Below are 14,343 nucleotides of genomic sequence, written 5' to 3' on the forward strand. Positions count from 1 at the left end.
GGCGGGTGGTGGCCCGGTGGGCGTCTGGCCGCCGGGTCCGCCGTCCGGCGGTGGTCCCGCCGGCGGCTGCCCGGGTCCACCGGGTCCGCCGGGTCCGCCGGGGCCGCCGGCCGGGGGAGCGGGCACCCCGTTGTCGGTCAGGCAGTCGACGAATGCCTGATGTTCGGCCCGGCGGTCGTCCTGGTGATCACCGGGTCCCGGCTGCGCCGGTGAACTCGCGGCGAAACCCACCGCGGCTCCCAGCAGGGCCGCGGTCACGGCGGAGGCGGCGGACATCCGGATCAGGTTCCGGACCGGTGGTAGAGACACATTTGCTCCTCGAACGAGGCCCGCGACGCCCGGCGGGGCGGCGAACCGGACTGTCAGCTGTGGAATCGACGCTAGGAAGAGCTCCTGGGTGCGGGATAGCAGCCGGTTAGCCGGCAGCTGTGAGCGTGGGTCCTTCGGTGGCAGCGCCGCCCGGCGTGCGCGATGATGCCGCCCATGCGAGGTGGGTGGCTGGCGCTGGCGGTGGTGAGCCTGGCGACGGTGGCCGGGTGCGCCGAGAGCCCCCGAGAACCTCCCGTTCCCGTCGCGTGCACCAAGGACGCGCTGCCCACGATCTACCGGGGCATCCTGACCGTCGGTACCGACCAGCCGGCCTATCCGCCCTGGTACCTCGGCGACGACCCGGCCAACGGCGACGGCTTCGAATCGGCGTTCACCTACGCGGTGGCCGAATCGCTGGGCTACACCCGCGACGAGGTCCGCTGGGTGCGTGTGCCCTTCAACGCCGCGATGGCACCGGGATCGAAGTCGTTCGACATCGACGTCTCGCAGTTCTCGATCACCGACCAGCGGCGCGAGCTGGTCGATTTCTCCTCCCCGTACTTCGATGTCGAGCAGGCCGTCGTCACGGTGGCCTCCTCGCCGGCGGCGCGGGTCCACACCCTGGAGGGCCTGAAGAGCCTGCGGTTGGGGGCCCAGGTCGGCACCACCAGCTCGACGGCCGCCCGGGCGGTCGGCGGTACGCGGCCGGTCGCGGTCTACAACACCAACGTCGATGCCAAGATCGCGCTGAGCGACGGGGAGATCGACGCGCTGGTGCTGGATCTGCCGACGGCCACCACGGTGCGCGACGAGCTCGACGACGGGCTGATCATCGGCCGGCTGCCCCGGCTTGGAGACACCGCCGAACAGTTCGGCGTCGTCCTGGACAAGGACAGCCGCCTGACCGGATGCGTCTCGGCCGTGGTCGAAGAGCTGCGACGACAGGGCACGCTGACCGTGTTGGAGGAGCGGTGGCTGGGCGGTGACAGGGTGCCTCCGCGGCTGGGCTGACTCAGCCGGCCGGTCCGGGGGGACCCGGAGCCAGCGAGGCGCAGGCCTGTTGCGCGGCGTCCCAGGTGGGTTGATCGACTCCCGGCGGTGGTGTCGACGGACCCGGGCCCAGCGGGGTGCTGCCGGATTCGGTCACGCCGTGCTCGGTCAGGCACCGCGCGTAGGCCCCGTGCTCGGTGCCGTCCGGGGATTCGGTGGGGCGCGTCGACTCCGATGCGCCGCACGCCACCGCCGCTGCGGCGGTGAGAGCCCAGAGCATGCCGATGCGGACGGTGTTCAACGGGCGGTCTCCCTACTCCGGTCGTAGTCCGGTGCGGTGCTGGGTTGGGTGCCTTGTGGAGCTCAGCCGGCGAACCGGGCCAGCCGGGCCGACAGGTGCGGAACGAGGCCGCCGTCGGCGTCGACGCGTTCCTCGACGTAGGCGAGGTCGCCGCCGTCGATGATCCCGTAGAGCCGCTTGGCGCCGCCGACCAGCATGCCCGACTTGCTGCGGGCCAGGGCGTCGGTGACCAGCTCCCACGACGACTGATTCAGGGGCCGGCCGTAGAACAGCTCGACGTAGCCGGCGGAGTGGGCGAGCAGCAGTTCGATCGCCTGCATCTCGCCGGGGTCGGCGGGGTCGTTGACGAAGCGCCAGAACCCGGTCTCACGCAGCCCGTGGCTGGCGTAGTCCCCGGAGTCGGTGAGACGCCAGGAGCGTGCCTCCCAGTTCAGGTAGTCGCCGCCGTCATGGGAGACGACGATCTGCTGGCCGAACCGGTAGTCGCCGTCGGCCCCGCGGCCCTCGCCCTCACCACGCCACACCCCGACCAGGGGCAGCAGCGCCAGCAGCGCGTCGTGCAGGTTGGCACCCTCGCGCAGATTGGCGGTGTCCGAGGGCAGGGGGAGGTCGCCGAAGACGGGGATGTTGCGGGCCGCGGTCAGTTTCGCGCGCTCGGCCGCCTCGGCGACGGCGCGGTCACCGGAACCCGCGGCCGGCTCGGACCCGGACTGCGAACCGGAACTCGACCCGCCGTCCGTCACGACTCGTCGGTGATCAGGCGGTAGAGCGCGTACAGCGCGAACCAGGTGATCACCACGACCGCGGCCACCAGCATGATCTCAAAGAACAGAACCACGACAGGGAGTCTAGTTGTCCGTGCGCGCGACCGGGCACCGGATCCCCACCGCGCACGTGCGGGAAATATCACTTACGCGCGTGCGCGGCGGGTGGGCGGTCAGGCGACCTTGATGTCGACCTCGTGCACGCCGGCGGTGGTGGGCGCCACGACGGCGTCGCCGTTGCCGACCTTGGACAGCGCCCGCACCCGCCAGGTGCCGGGGGCGGCGAAGAACCGGAAGTCACCGGTCGCCGACGCGACGACCTCGGCGGTGAACTCGTCAGAGGAGTCCAGCAGCCGCACGAACGCGCCGCCGACGGTCTGGCCGGACCCGTCGAGGACACGACCGGTGATCACGGTCTCCTTCTCCGGGTCGACGCCGGCGGGCAGGGTGGTTCCTTGCTTGGGTGCACTGCACATGGTCAACTTCCCAACTCGATCGGGGCTCCCACCAGGGAGCCGTATTCGGTCCAACTGCCGTCGTAGTTCTTGACGTTCTGGTGTCCCAGCAGCTCCTGCAGCACGAACCAGGTGTGCGACGACCGCTCACCGATCCGGCAGTAGGCGATGGTCTCCTTCTGGCCGTCCAGGCCGGCGTCGGCGTAGATCTTGGCCAGCTCGTCATCGGACTTGAAGGTGCCGTCCTCGTTGGCCGCCTTGCTCCAGGGAACGTTGATGGCGCTGGGAACATGCCCGGGACGCTGGCTCTGCTCCTGCGGCAGGTGTGCGGGCGCCAGGATCTTGCCGGAGAACTCGTCGGGGGAGCGCACGTCGACGAGGTTCTTGGTGCCGATCGCGGCGATCACCTCGTCGCGGAAGGCCCGGATGGAGTTGTCGGGATCCTTGGCGGTGTAGCTGGTCTGCGGACGTTCGACCTTGTCGGTGGACAACGGGCGGGCGTCGAGTTCCCACTTCTTGCGGCCGCCGTCGAGCAGCTTGACGTCGGCGTGGCCGTAGAGCTTGAAGTACCAGTACGCGTAGGCCGCGAACCAGTTGTTGTTGCCGCCGTAGAGGATCACGGTGTCGTCGTTGGCGATGCCGCGTTCGGAAAGCAGCTTGGAGAACTGCTGGGCGTCGACGAAGTCGCGTTTGACCGGGTCCTGCAGATCGGTCTTCCAGTCCAGCTTGATCGCCCCGGGGATGTGCCCGGTGTCGTAGGCGCTGGTGTCCTCGTCGACTTCGACGAAGACCGTGTTCGGTGCATCGAGATTGTCCTCGGCCCAGTCGGTGGAGACCAGAACGTCGGCGCGAGCCATGAACGATTCCTTTCGTGTGCGTGTGCGTGTGCGTGTGCGGTGGTGCTTATCCGGTGGTTGCGTGCGGTCGAACGGGTGCGCGCCGCAGGCGTGCGGCGAACGGGTAGAGCCGGCAGCCCAGGCAGACGTCGAAGGCCGCGTTGAGGAAGGCCGCGAACAGCGCCGCCGCCGTGGCCGCCGCGCCGAGCCCGAACTGTCCGAGCACGAATCCGGCGGTTCCGGTGGCGGCGAAGACGAATCCGAGCAGCTGGGCGAAGCGCAGCGGGGGGACCGGTTCGCGCTGGGTGACCGGGCCCAGCCGCGGGGCCGCCAGCGCCGCGAACAGCCTGCCGTAGGGGTGTGCGCGGGGGCCGCCGAGGGCGCCGACGGCGAAGACCGCCGTCTGTGCCGCCAGCAGGATGGCCGCGGCCGTCGCGCTGAACCCCGCGACCAGCAGGGCCACGATGAGAACCGCGCTGGTCAGCCAGGCGGAGAACCGTGGGCCCCGCGCGTCGACGTCATCGATGGTGTTGGCGCTCGGCATGGAACGGACTTCCTGTTGTTGTCGGGGTCGGGCTGGACGCGGGCAGGGCAGACACCTGCTCCGAGCGCGGCGCGACGGACAGCGCGCGGCTACTCAGCGGCAACAACAACAGAAACAACCCGCAACGCGGCACAGATCCACTGCGCGGCGCTTCGTGAGCAGAAGCTCGAGGCGGGCTGACACGTGGCACACCTTACCCAATGACACGGTGCTCAGGCCACTAGCGGTTTCAGCGCCGCATGCAGGTCAGCGGCCTTGGGCACACCGACGGCGCGGAAGCGCTGCCGGCCGTCGGCGTCGAAGATGAACGTCGTCGGCAGCGACAGCACCGAAAGCCGGCGCGCGGCGGCCGGGTCGGCGTCCAGGTCGATCTCGACGTGGGCGACACCGCCGGGCTGCGCCAGCTCGCCGCACACCTGCTCCACCACCCGGCGCACCCCCGCGCAGGGGCCGCACCAGGCGGCGCTGAAATGCAGCACGGTCGGACCGGTGCGGGAGAGCCCCAGGCCGTCGGCGTCCGTGGCGGGCCCGCCGGCCGGGTGATCGTGGATTTCGCGCACCGCACCGGATCGCCGGGTCAGCAGCCGGCCGGTGACGGCGGCCAGCCCGAGGGCCACCGCGAGCGCGGTCGCCGCCATCATCACAGGGGTCATGATGGTGTGAACTCCGCGAGGGTCACCGTTACTCCCTCGGCGATGCCCTCGATGATCACATCGGACCCGCGGGCACCCTGGCTCGTCGGTGCCACTCCGAACGGCAGCGTCTGATCGGGCAGCCGCGCCGCGAACGCCGCCAGCACCGCCTCGCGCTTGTCGTCGGGCACCTCCTGGTCGGCGGTGCCGGGGCCGGTGAGCACTCCGGTCGGGGTGAACACCAGCGTGGTGCGCCGCGGCCCGGACATCGACAGATCCACCGACACGCTGACCTTCTTGTCGAATCCGGCGGCCGCCGGGGTCCCGGTGAACACCAGCCCGTGACTGTCCGAGATGCCGGATTCGGTGGTGCCGCCGGTGGCGTCGTTGGTCTCGCGCGGCGGCGCCTCCACCATCAGGTCCTTGATCCCCATGAACCTGCCCAGATGCCCCGAGTCGACGATGATGCGGCTCTCCAGCTTGCCGATCGGCATGGCGGCGTCGGGTCTGAACAGCCAGGACGCCTCGGTCACGTCGATGGAGTGCATGGTGGCCTCCAGCGACGCGCGGCCCACGTGCGGGTGCTCGACGTCGTTGGCCTTGATCTCGATCTCGTCGTAGTGGTGGCGCATGGCCTGCGGAATGAACGGAAACCCCAGGATCGCCGCCGAGGGGTCCCAGTGCAGCCCGGCGGCACTGCGTACCGCTCGCGACAGCCGGTACTCGGCGTAGATGGCGGTGCCGAAATCGACGCCGACGGCCCCGATGACCACGGCCAGCACGGCGGCACCGACCCCGATCAGCAGTTTGCGCACGTCGCTCATTGTGACGCAGTCACGATCGGGGGTGGTGACGCAGTCACGATCGGGGGTGGTGACGCAGTCACGATCGGGGGTGGTGACGCAGTCACGATCGGGGGTGGTGACGCAGTCACGATCGGCAGTTGTGATGCAGTCGCCGCCCGGAGCGCTCCTACCGCCACACTGGCCTGCCCGGCGGTTCCCGGCCCCGAGGGGGTCAAAACGGCCGTCGCAGGGGTCCCGCGGCCCTCGACGCGGCTGAATCGCTGGTTGCGCGCTATCGTTAGTCAACCTGGTCGGTAACGGCGATGTGTCGGCCATGAATCTGGGAGATGATCTTCCAGTCGCTGGAGGGCATGTTGGATCTACTGCTACTCACTGTCGACCCGCGTCCTGAATCCGTGCTGCCGTCACTGTCCCTGCTGGCACACAACGTGCGCACGGCGCCGACCGAGGTTTCCTCTCTATTAGAGGCCGGCACCGCAGACGTGGCCATTGTCGACGCCCGCACCGACCTCGCCGCCGCGCGGGGACTATGCCGATTGTTGGGGACCACCGGGACCTCGGTGCCCGTCGTGGCCGTGGTCAACGAGGGCGGCCTGGTGGCCGTGAACGTCGAGTGGGGGCTGGACGAGATACTGCTGCCCAGCACCGGCCCCGCCGAGATCGATGCGCGGTTGCGTCTGCTGGTCGGCCGCCGTGGTGGTGTCGCCAGCCAGGAAAGCGCCGGCAAGATCAGCCTGGGTGAACTGGTCATCGACGAGGGCACCTATACGGCCCGGCTGCGCGGCCGTCCGCTCGACCTCACCTACAAGGAGTTCGAACTCCTCAAATACCTGGCCCAGCACGCCGGACGGGTGTTCACCCGGGCCCAGCTGCTGCAGGAGGTGTGGGGGTACGACTTCTTCGGCGGTACCCGCACCGTGGACGTGCACGTGCGGCGCCTGCGCGCCAAGCTGGGCACCGAGTACGAGTCCCTGATCGGCACCGTGCGCAACGTCGGCTACAAGGCCGTGCGTCCGGCCCGGGGACGCGCCGCCTCCGACGCCGATCTCGACGATGACACCGAGGACGACGACTTCGGCCCCGACACCCTGCCCGACGGTCTGGCCGAGCAGTTGCGCAGCCAGTGACCGCGCTGGCGTGGCGGGCGGTTCTGACGCCCGCAGACCAGCAGGCGGTACGGCAGATCATCGACGCGGCACACGCCGCTGACGGTGTTGCTCCGGTGGGCGAACAGGTCTTGCGCGAACTGGACGCCGGGCGCACCGAGCACCTCGTGGCAACGAACGGCGGGGACACCGTCGGGTACCTGAACCTGACGCCGGAGATGGCCGAGCTGGTGGTCAGCCCGCAGGCCCGCCGCCGCGGCGTCGGCTCGGCACTGATCCGCGCGGCGGCCGACCGCACCGAGGGGCGGTGCCGGTTCTGGGCGCACGGCACGCTGCCCTGCGCCGAGGCCACCGCGGCGGCGCTCGGCCTGACGCCGGTGCGCCGGCTGCTGCAGATGCGGCGGTCGCTGCGCGATCTCGCCGGTGCGGGTTCGCCCCCCGAGGGGATCACCATCCGCACCTATGCCGGCCCCGACGATGACGCCGAACTGCTGCGGGTCAACAACGCCGCGTTCGCGTGGCACCCCGAGCAGGGCGGCTGGCAGCAGGCCGATCTCGACGAGCGCCGGGCCGAGCCGTGGTTCGATCCGCAGGGCCTGTTCCTGGCCTTCGACGACACCTCAGGGCGGTTGCTGGGCTTTCACTGGACGAAGATCCACCCCGATCCGCAGGGGTTGGGGGAGGTCTACGTGGTGGGCATCGATCCCGCCGCCCAGGGGCGGGGGCTCGGCCGGCTGCTGACGCTGGTCGGCGTGCAGCACCTGGCCCGCCGGTTGGGTGGGCACGCCGACCCCGCGGTGATGCTCTACGTCGAGTCGGACAACATCGCCGCGGTGCGCACGTATGAGCGGTTGGGCTTTGCGGTGGACAACGTCGACACCGCCTATGCGGTGCCGTCCGAACTGCCGTCCGAACCGCCGGCTGAAGTGCCGTCCGCGGTGCCTGCGCCGGACGCCCGGGCCGGCCGCTGAGACCTGTCTCACTCACAGCGCCCCGTCACCCCTCGTTCACGCTCCTGTTCACCTCCCGTTCACCTGCCATCGGGGTGCTGTCCACTACCAGCGCCTACGTTGCCGGTGGTACAGAACCTGGCCTTCGGGGCGAGATCGCCCGGTTCGGCCTCATACACGTGAGGAAAGCGAGACAGGTGAAGCGCAACACGATCGGCAAAGCATTCATGGCGACGGTGTCCGCGACGGCGATCGCCGGGCTGACGCTCACGGCGTGCGGCAGCGACAACAACGCGGGCTCGAACAACGCCACCGGCGACGGTACTGCGGCATCGGACTGCTCCGGCAAGGAGGCGCTGAAGGGCAGCGGCTCGTCGGCGCAGAAGAATGCGATGACCCGCTTCATCACCGCCTACCAGTCGGCGTGCCCGGGCTTCACCGTCAACTACACCTCCAGCGGTTCGGGCGCGGGCGTCTCGGAGTTCACCGGCGGCATCACCGACTTCGGTGGCTCGGACTCGCCGCTGAGCGAGGAGAAGGGCGAGTACGCCAAGGCCAAGGAGCGCTGCGGCGGCAACGACGCCTGGAACCTGCCGGTGGTGTTCGGTCCGATCGCCGTGACCTACAACGTGCCCGGCATCGACGACCTGGCGCTCGACGGCCCGACCCTGGCAAAGATCTTCACCGGCGCGATCACGAAGTGGAACGCCCCGGAGGTCGCCGCCCTCAACGAGGGCAAGGAGCTGCCCGACACCGACATCACGGTGCTGTTCCGCAGCGACGAGTCGGGGACCACCGACAACTTCCAGAAGTACCTCGACGCCGCCTCCGACGGCGCCTGGGGCAAGGGCGCCGGCAAGACCTTCAACGGCGGCGTCGGCGAGGGCGCCCAGGGCAACGAGGGCACCTCCGCGGCGGTCAAGAACACCCCCGGGTCGATCACCTACAACGAGTGGTCGTACGCCAAGAGCCAGGGGCTGTCCATCGCCCGGATCATCACCTCGGCCGGTCCCGAGCCCGTCGAGCTGACCGCGGAGTCGGTGGGCAAGTCCATCGACGGCGTGAAGGTCAAGGGTGAGGGCAACGACCTGGTGCTCGACACCTCGTCGTTCTACCTGCCCACCGAGACGGGGTCGTACCCGATCGTGCTGGCCACCTACGAGCTCGTCTGCTCGAAGTACCCGGAGGCCGACGTGGCCCCCGCCCTGAGCAAGTTCCTCACGGTCGCCATCAACGAGGGGCAGAAAGGCCTCGAGGACAACGGGTACGCCCCGATCCCCGAGCGCTTCAAGGAGCGGCTCACCACCGCCATCGACGCGATCTCGTAAGGGCCTGGCGCCCTGAAGATCTCGCGAGGCAACCTCTCTAGAGACGGAAGCTCATGTCACTGAGACCAGATCCGACGACGGTGGGTTCGCAGGCCAAGCCTGCGGGCCCACCGCAGGACGGGGATACTGCACACGTGCCGCCTGAACCACCCAAGCGAGGATCCGCCCTCAAGGGCGGGGAGGGCCGGTTGGACCGCTGGGGCGACGGTATCTTCAAGTCGCTGGCCATCGCCGCGGGCGCCACCATCATCGCCGCGATCGCGTTGATGGGGTTGTTCCTGTTCATCCGGGCGTGGCCCTCGCTGCAGGCCAACAAGGCCAACTTCATCACCAGCGCGGAGTTCAACACCACCGACGCCGGCAACATGCGTTTCGGTATCGCCGAGTTGTTCCAGGTGACGGTCCTCAGTTCGGTGTTCGCCCTCGCGATCGCGGTGCCGATCGCGGTCGGCATCGCCGCGTTCCTGACCAACTACGCGCCGCGACGGTTCGCCAAGCCGTTCGGCATGCTGGTCGACCTGCTCGCGGCCGTGCCGTCCATCGTGTTCGGCCTGTGGGGCATCTTCATCCTGGCGCCGTGGCTGGATCCGGTCGCCCGCTTCCTCAACAACAGCCTCGGCTGGTTCTTCCTGTTCGCCGACGGCAACGTCTCGATCGCCGGCGGTGGCACCATCTTCACCGCCGGGATCGTGCTGGCGGTGATGATCCTGCCGATCATCACGTCGGTGACCCGTGAGGTCTTCGCCCTGACCCCGCGCGGTCACGTCGAGGCCGCCCAGGCGCTGGGCGCCACCAAGTGGGAAGTGATCCGGATGACGGTCTTCCCCTACGGCCGCAGCGGCATGATCGCCGGGTCGATGCTGGGCCTGGGCCGTGCGCTCGGCGAGACCGTGGCGGTGTTGATCATCCTGCGGGCGGCGGCCACCGAGGGTAACTGGTCACTGTTCGACGGCGGCTACACGTTCGCGTCGAAGATCGCCTCGGCGGCGGCGGAATTCAGCGCGCCGCTGCCCACCGGGGCCTACATCGCCGCCGGTTTCGTGCTGTTCCTGCTGACGTTCGTGGTGAATGCGTTCGCCCGGGCCGCGGCCGGAGGAAGGGTGAGTGGAGGATGACCCAGACGATGGACAGTGCGGTCAAGGGGCCGACGTTCCACCCGATCAGCACGAGCCGCAAGTTCAAGAACAACCTGGCCACCACGCTGTTCGCCGGTGCCTTCGGGATCGCCCTCATACCGCTGGCCTGGGTGCTGTGGACGGTGCTGGAGAAGGGTTTCCGCGCCATCACCCTGCCGACCTGGTGGACGAACTCCCTCTACGGGATCCTGCCCGAGCAGTTCGCGGGCGGGGTGTACCACGCCATCTACGGCACCGTCATCCAGTCGCTGATCGCGGCGTTGATCTCGGTGCCGCTGGGCATCATGGTCGGCGTGTACCTGGTGGAGTACGGCCGCGGCGCGCTGGCCAAGACCACCACCTTCATGGTGGACATCCTCGCCGGCGTCCCGTCGATCGTGGCGGCGCTGTTCATCTTCGCCCTCTGGATCGCCACCATGGGCTTCACCCAGAGCGCCTTCGCGGTGTCCCTGGCCCTGGTGCTGCTCATGCTGCCGCTGGTGGTACGCAGCACCGAGGAGATGCTCAAGCTGGTGCCCGACGAACTGCGCGAGGCGTCCTACGCCCTGGGCGTTCCGAAGTGGAAGACCATTGTGCGGATCGTCATTCCGACCGCCCTTCCCGGCATGATCAGCGGGATCCTGCTGGCGCTGGCCCGGGTGATGGGGGAGACGGCGCCGGTGCTGATCCTGGTGGGCTACAGCACCGCGATCAACTTCGACGTCTTCGAGGGCAACATGGCCTCGCTGCCGTTGCTGATCTACACCGAGCTGAAGAACCCGGAGATCGCCGGTGTGGACCGGGTCTGGGGTGCGGCGCTCACACTGATCATCATGGTCGCCGTCCTCTACCTGGCGGCCGCCCTCGTCAACCGATTCCTGACCCGCAACCGGGCCTGACCCCTTCTCGTACGAGCACTTAGGAGCGACAGTGGCCAAGCGCCTCGACCTCAAGGACCTCAACATCTACTACGGGTCCTTCCACGCGGTGGCCGACGTCTCGATGTCGGTGCTGCCCCGCAGCGTGACCGCGTTCATCGGTCCGTCCGGGTGCGGCAAGTCCACCGTGCTGCGCACCCTCAACCGCATGCACGAGGTGATTCCCGGTGCGCGGGTGGAGGGTTCGGTCCTGCTCGACGGGGAGGACATCTACGGATCCGGTATCGATCCGGTGAGCGTCCGCAAGACCATCGGCATGGTGTTCCAGCGGCCCAACCCGTTCCCGACGATGTCCATCAAGGACAACGTGGTGGCCGGTCTCAAACTGCAGGGCGTGCGCAGCCGCAAGACGCTCGACGAGACCGCCGAGCGGTCCCTGAAGGGCGCCAACCTGTGGAACGAGGTCAAGGACCGCCTCGACAAGCCCGGTGGTGGTCTGTCCGGTGGCCAGCAGCAGCGTCTGTGCATCGCGCGTGCCATCGCGGTGCAGCCCGACGTGCTGCTCATGGACGAGCCCTGCTCGGCGCTGGACCCGATCTCGACCCTGGCCATCGAGGACCTGATCGCCGAACTCAAGCAGGACTACACGATCGTGATCGTCACGCACAACATGCAACAGGCGGCGCGTGTCAGTGACCAGACCGCGTTCTTCAACCTGGAGGCCACGGGCAAGCCGGGCAAGCTGATCGAGGTCGACGAGACCGAGAAGATCTTCTCCAACCCGAGCCAGAAGGCCACCGAGGACTACATCTCGGGCCGGTTCGGCTGACCCGCGGCGCGGTCCGACGACCCGCCACGACCGGACCACTACCAGCCCCGCTACAGCGAAGCCGCCCACCACGACTCGTGGTGGGCGGCTTCGCTGTAGGCGCGGATGCCTAGTGGGTGCTGTAGAGGTCGTCCTCCTCGGGCAGATGCCCGGTGCTCTGGAAGATCACCCGGCGGGCGATCTCCACGGCGTGATCGGCGAAGCGCTCGTAGAACCGGCCCAGCAGGGTGACGTCGACCGCGGCGGCCACCCCGTGCTTCCAGTCCCGGTCCATCAGCACCGTGAACAGGTGACGGTGCAGGTCGTCCATCGCGTCGTCTTCCTCGCGGATCCGGGCGGCCTTCTCCGGGTCGCCGGACAGCAGCACCTCCTGGGCGCTGCTGCCCAATTCCACTGCCACCCGGCCCATCTCGGCGAAGTAGCCGTTGACCTCCTCGGGCAGGGCGTGCTGGGGATGGCGGCGCCGGGCGATCTTGGCGACGTGCAGGGCCAGCGCGCCCATCCGGTCGATGTCGGCCACGATCTGGATGGCGCTGACGACGCTGCGCAGATCCCCGGCCACGGGCGCCTGCAGCGCCAGCAGCACGAAGGCGCTCTCCTCGGCGGCCTGGCTGCGGATGGTGATCTGCGCGTGGTCGGTGATGACCTGTTCGGCCAGTAGCAGATCGGCCTGCAGCAGCGCCTGGGTGGCGCGTTCCATCGCGACGCCGGCCATGCCGCACATCTCGGCCAGCTGGGCGGTCAGCGCGGACAGTTGCTCGTGGTACGCGGTTCGCATGGGAGAAAGCCTACGTGGCCAGGCACGGAAATGGCATGACGGCACAGATGAACGGCCGGTGAACCGCAACCGCGGTCCGGCTCTGCGGGCCCGGGGGGCTATTCGCAGCTGGTGTCCGCCCCGTTGGTGACCGACAGATCCTCGGGCAGTGGGGTCGAGGGGCTGCTGGCGCCGCGGGTGACGTGCACGCTGACCGCCGAACCGCTGGCCGGTGGGGTGCCGACGTTGGAGAAGTCGGGACCCAGCACCACGTGCACGGTGCTGCCCAGGCCCGTCACCTGTTCGATGTGGGGATCGGTGAAGGCTCCGGCGACCGTCGCCGCGGCCTGTTCGTTGCCGGGGGAGTACATGACGGTCGTGGCCTTCAGCGAGATCGGGTAGTCGTCGGGCGTGTCGACGACGAATCCGTGCGCCTCGAGCCCGGTACTGGCCGAGGCGCCCAGCCCGGTTGTGCCCGTGGAGTTCGAGACGTGGACGCTGATGTCCTCGGGCTCGGTGGTCACAGCGTTGACGAGCTCGGTGGTGGCCGTCGAACTCTCGGACTGCGCGGTGGTGTCCTCGGTCGAGGCGGACTCCTCGTCGGAGGTCGGATCGGAGGTCGGTGTGGTGGCGCCGGGCGGCAGTTTCGTCTCGTTCTTGTCGTTTTCGCCGGGCAGCGGGTCGTCGTTGATGATGGCCGAGAACAGGGCGCGGATGCCGTCGCGGTTGGGGACCTCGTCACCGTTCTCGTCGGTGATCCCGGCGGTCGGCACGGTGACGAAGCTGATCCGCCCGGCCGACACCCCCTGGATGGACTGGCCGAGGTTGACCAGGTCCTTGGTGGTGATGTTGTCGACGTAGCTGTCGTTGATGAACAGGTTGACGACGTTGTTGAGCTTGCTCAGCGAGAAGAAGGTGTCCTTGGAGATCAGGGAACGCAGCAGCGAGGACAGGAACATCTGCTGGCGTTTGATCCGGCCGTAGTCGCCGTTGAACTCGGTGGTGACCTGCCGGGCCCGGACATAGTTCAGGGCGGTCTGACCGTTGACCACCTGGCGGCCCGCCGTGGGCAGCACGGTGCCCAGTTCGTAGTCCTCCAGCGGGGTGGTGCTGCAGACCTCGACCCCGCCGAGCGCGTCGACCATCTTCTCGAACCCGACGAAATCGACCGCCATGAAACGGTTGATCGACAGCCCCGAGATCTTCTGGATCACCTTGACCAGACACTTCGGTCCGCCGTAGGCGTACGCCGAGTTGAGTTTGGTCTCGGTGTACCACTCCTCGGGCCCGTAGCTTCCGGTCTCCTCGTTGTAGACGGGGCCGTACTCACCGGTGGCCGGGTCCCAGGCCTCGCACTTCATCGGCGTGATGGACAGATCGCGGGGGAACGAGACCGCCACGACCCGTTTGCGGTTGGCGGGGATGTTGACCAGCATCAGCGTGTCCGACCGGGCGCCGCCGACGGCTTCGGTGTCGCCGGCGCCGACGTCGCTGTTCTCGCCGAAGCGGCTGTCGACGCCGACGATCAGGAAGTTCTCGTCGCCGAACTGGGCGTTGGGATCGACGATGTCACGCGAGTTGGGGTCGAGCGCGGCGACGTTGTTGAGGCGGTTGTTCTTCGACGATGTCCACTGCCAGGCCCCGCCGGTGAGGGCCAGCGCCAGCACCGCGATGATCGCCGCGACAGACCGGCCGGCCAGCAGCATCGGGCGGTGACGTTTGGGCGGGTGGTCGGCGGGGGCC

At 68.9% G+C, this 14,343-nt stretch carries 18 protein-coding genes; 7 read left to right on the top strand and 11 right to left on the bottom strand.

Annotation, left to right across the window (positions count from 1 at the left end):
* Positions 1-276 (bottom strand): hypothetical protein (locus CSR00_RS26865; protein WP_218014548.1); only part of this gene is annotated, 276 nt, incomplete at its 3' end.
* 207 nt (positions 277-483) lie between these two features.
* Here CSR00_RS26865 and CSR00_RS26870 point away from each other — a divergent pair.
* Positions 484-1,320 carry an ABC transporter substrate-binding protein gene (locus CSR00_RS26870; protein ID WP_245906622.1) on the top strand — a complete coding sequence of 279 codons (837 nt, stop codon included), beginning with the start codon at positions 484-486 and terminating at the stop codon, positions 1,318-1,320.
* A gap of 1 nt (position 1,321) precedes the next feature.
* Here CSR00_RS26870 and CSR00_RS26875 read toward each other — a convergent pair whose 3' ends face one another.
* The 8 genes from CSR00_RS26875 to lmeA all read right to left on the bottom strand — a co-directional run bounded on the left by CSR00_RS26875 (position 1,322) and on the right by lmeA (position 5,646).
* Positions 1,322-1,600 (bottom strand): hypothetical protein, encoded by a 279-nt coding sequence (locus CSR00_RS26875; protein ID WP_407662528.1) that lies wholly within the window; start codon positions 1,598-1,600, stop codon positions 1,322-1,324.
* Between the two features lie 62 nt (positions 1,601-1,662).
* Complete coding sequence (locus CSR00_RS26880; protein ID WP_099025448.1) at positions 1,663-2,343, bottom strand: heme-binding beta-barrel domain-containing protein; 681 nt, start codon at positions 2,341-2,343, stop codon at positions 1,663-1,665.
* Between the two features lie 194 nt (positions 2,344-2,537).
* Positions 2,538-2,840 carry a DUF1416 domain-containing protein gene (locus CSR00_RS26890; protein ID WP_099025449.1) on the bottom strand — a complete coding sequence of 101 codons (303 nt, stop codon included), beginning with the start codon at positions 2,838-2,840 and terminating at the stop codon, positions 2,538-2,540.
* 2 nt (positions 2,841-2,842) lie between these two features.
* Positions 2,843-3,676, bottom strand: a complete 834-nt coding sequence (locus CSR00_RS26895; RefSeq protein WP_099025450.1) for a sulfurtransferase — start codon at positions 3,674-3,676, stop codon at positions 2,843-2,845.
* Positions 3,677-3,722: 46 nt separating this feature from the next.
* The gene (locus tag CSR00_RS26900) at positions 3,723-4,199 is read right to left on the bottom strand and encodes a DUF4395 domain-containing protein (RefSeq protein WP_099025451.1); all 477 of its coding nucleotides are present in this window, start codon (positions 4,197-4,199) and stop codon (positions 3,723-3,725) included.
* A gap of 93 nt (positions 4,200-4,292) precedes the next feature.
* Complete coding sequence (locus tag CSR00_RS31870; protein WP_407662529.1) at positions 4,293-4,406, bottom strand: Ms5788A family Cys-rich leader peptide; 114 nt, start codon at positions 4,404-4,406, stop codon at positions 4,293-4,295.
* Positions 4,407-4,411: 5 nt separating this feature from the next.
* A complete protein-coding gene (locus CSR00_RS26910; RefSeq protein WP_099025452.1) occupies positions 4,412-4,852 on the bottom strand; it encodes a thioredoxin family protein in 441 nt (146 codons plus the stop codon).
* Positions 4,849-5,646, bottom strand: coding sequence for a mannan chain length control protein LmeA (gene lmeA, locus CSR00_RS26915; protein ID WP_407662530.1), 798 nt, complete (start codon positions 5,644-5,646; stop codon positions 4,849-4,851). Before lmeA ends, CSR00_RS26910 begins: the two co-directional genes overlap by 4 nt.
* Before the next feature lie 344 nt (positions 5,647-5,990).
* On the opposite strand from lmeA, the gene CSR00_RS26920 reads away from it, so the two are divergent.
* The 6 genes from CSR00_RS26920 (at position 5,991) to pstB (ending at position 11,843) form a co-directional block, all read left to right on the top strand.
* The gene (locus CSR00_RS26920; protein WP_099025461.1) at positions 5,991-6,764 is read left to right on the top strand and encodes a winged helix-turn-helix transcriptional regulator; all 774 of its coding nucleotides are present in this window, start codon (positions 5,991-5,993) and stop codon (positions 6,762-6,764) included.
* Entirely contained in the window at positions 6,761-7,714 is a 954-nt protein-coding gene (gene mshD / locus CSR00_RS26925; protein WP_099025454.1) for a mycothiol synthase, read from the top strand. Before CSR00_RS26920 ends, mshD begins: the two co-directional genes overlap by 4 nt.
* Positions 7,715-7,920: 206 nt before the next feature.
* Entirely contained in the window at positions 7,921-9,021 is a 1,101-nt protein-coding gene (gene pstS / locus CSR00_RS26930; protein WP_099025462.1) for a phosphate ABC transporter substrate-binding protein PstS, read from the top strand.
* Positions 9,022-9,074: 53 nt separating this feature from the next.
* Positions 9,075-10,136 (top strand): phosphate ABC transporter permease subunit PstC, encoded by a 1,062-nt coding sequence (gene pstC / locus CSR00_RS26935; RefSeq protein WP_099025455.1) that lies wholly within the window; start codon positions 9,075-9,077, stop codon positions 10,134-10,136.
* Positions 10,133-11,035 (top strand): phosphate ABC transporter permease PstA, encoded by a 903-nt coding sequence (gene pstA, locus CSR00_RS26940; protein ID WP_099025456.1) that lies wholly within the window; start codon positions 10,133-10,135, stop codon positions 11,033-11,035. The genes pstC and pstA overlap by 4 nt, the downstream gene beginning before the upstream one ends.
* A 31-nt stretch (positions 11,036-11,066) precedes the next feature.
* On the top strand, positions 11,067-11,843 hold the full coding sequence (gene pstB / locus CSR00_RS26945; RefSeq protein ID WP_099025457.1) for a phosphate ABC transporter ATP-binding protein PstB: 777 nt from the start codon (positions 11,067-11,069) through the stop codon (positions 11,841-11,843).
* A 109-nt stretch (positions 11,844-11,952) separates the two neighbouring features.
* Here pstB and phoU read toward each other — a convergent pair whose 3' ends face one another.
* Positions 11,953-12,621 carry a phosphate signaling complex protein PhoU gene (phoU, locus tag CSR00_RS26950; RefSeq protein ID WP_099025458.1) on the bottom strand — a complete coding sequence of 223 codons (669 nt, stop codon included), beginning with the start codon at positions 12,619-12,621 and terminating at the stop codon, positions 11,953-11,955.
* Between the two features lie 98 nt (positions 12,622-12,719).
* The coding region (locus tag CSR00_RS26955) for an LCP family glycopolymer transferase (RefSeq protein WP_099025463.1) at positions 12,720-14,343 on the bottom strand (1,624 nt) is incomplete at its 5' end.

The sequence above is a fragment of the Mycolicibacterium palauense genome (assembly GCF_002592005.1).
GTDB lineage: Bacteria > Actinomycetota > Actinomycetes > Mycobacteriales > Mycobacteriaceae > Mycobacterium > Mycobacterium palauense.

Coding starts and splice junctions, on each gene's coding strand:
- CSR00_RS26870 (WP_245906622.1), top strand. CDS start 484: ATGCGAGGTGGGTGGCTGGCGCTGGCGGTGGTGAGCCTGGCGACGGTG.
- CSR00_RS26890 (WP_099025449.1), bottom strand. CDS start 2,840: ATGTGCAGTGCACCCAAGCAAGGAACCACCCTGCCCGCCGGCGTCGAC.
- CSR00_RS26895 (WP_099025450.1), bottom strand. CDS start 3,676: ATGGCTCGCGCCGACGTTCTGGTCTCCACCGACTGGGCCGAGGACAAT.
- CSR00_RS26900 (WP_099025451.1), bottom strand. CDS start 4,199: ATGCCGAGCGCCAACACCATCGATGACGTCGACGCGCGGGGCCCACGG.
- CSR00_RS26910 (WP_099025452.1), bottom strand. CDS start 4,852: ATGACCCCTGTGATGATGGCGGCGACCGCGCTCGCGGTGGCCCTCGGG.
- pstS (WP_099025462.1), top strand. CDS start 7,921: ATGGCGACGGTGTCCGCGACGGCGATCGCCGGGCTGACGCTCACGGCG.
- pstC (WP_099025455.1), top strand. CDS start 9,075: ATGTCACTGAGACCAGATCCGACGACGGTGGGTTCGCAGGCCAAGCCT.
- pstA (WP_099025456.1), top strand. CDS start 10,133: ATGACCCAGACGATGGACAGTGCGGTCAAGGGGCCGACGTTCCACCCG.
- phoU (WP_099025458.1), bottom strand. CDS start 12,621: ATGCGAACCGCGTACCACGAGCAACTGTCCGCGCTGACCGCCCAGCTG.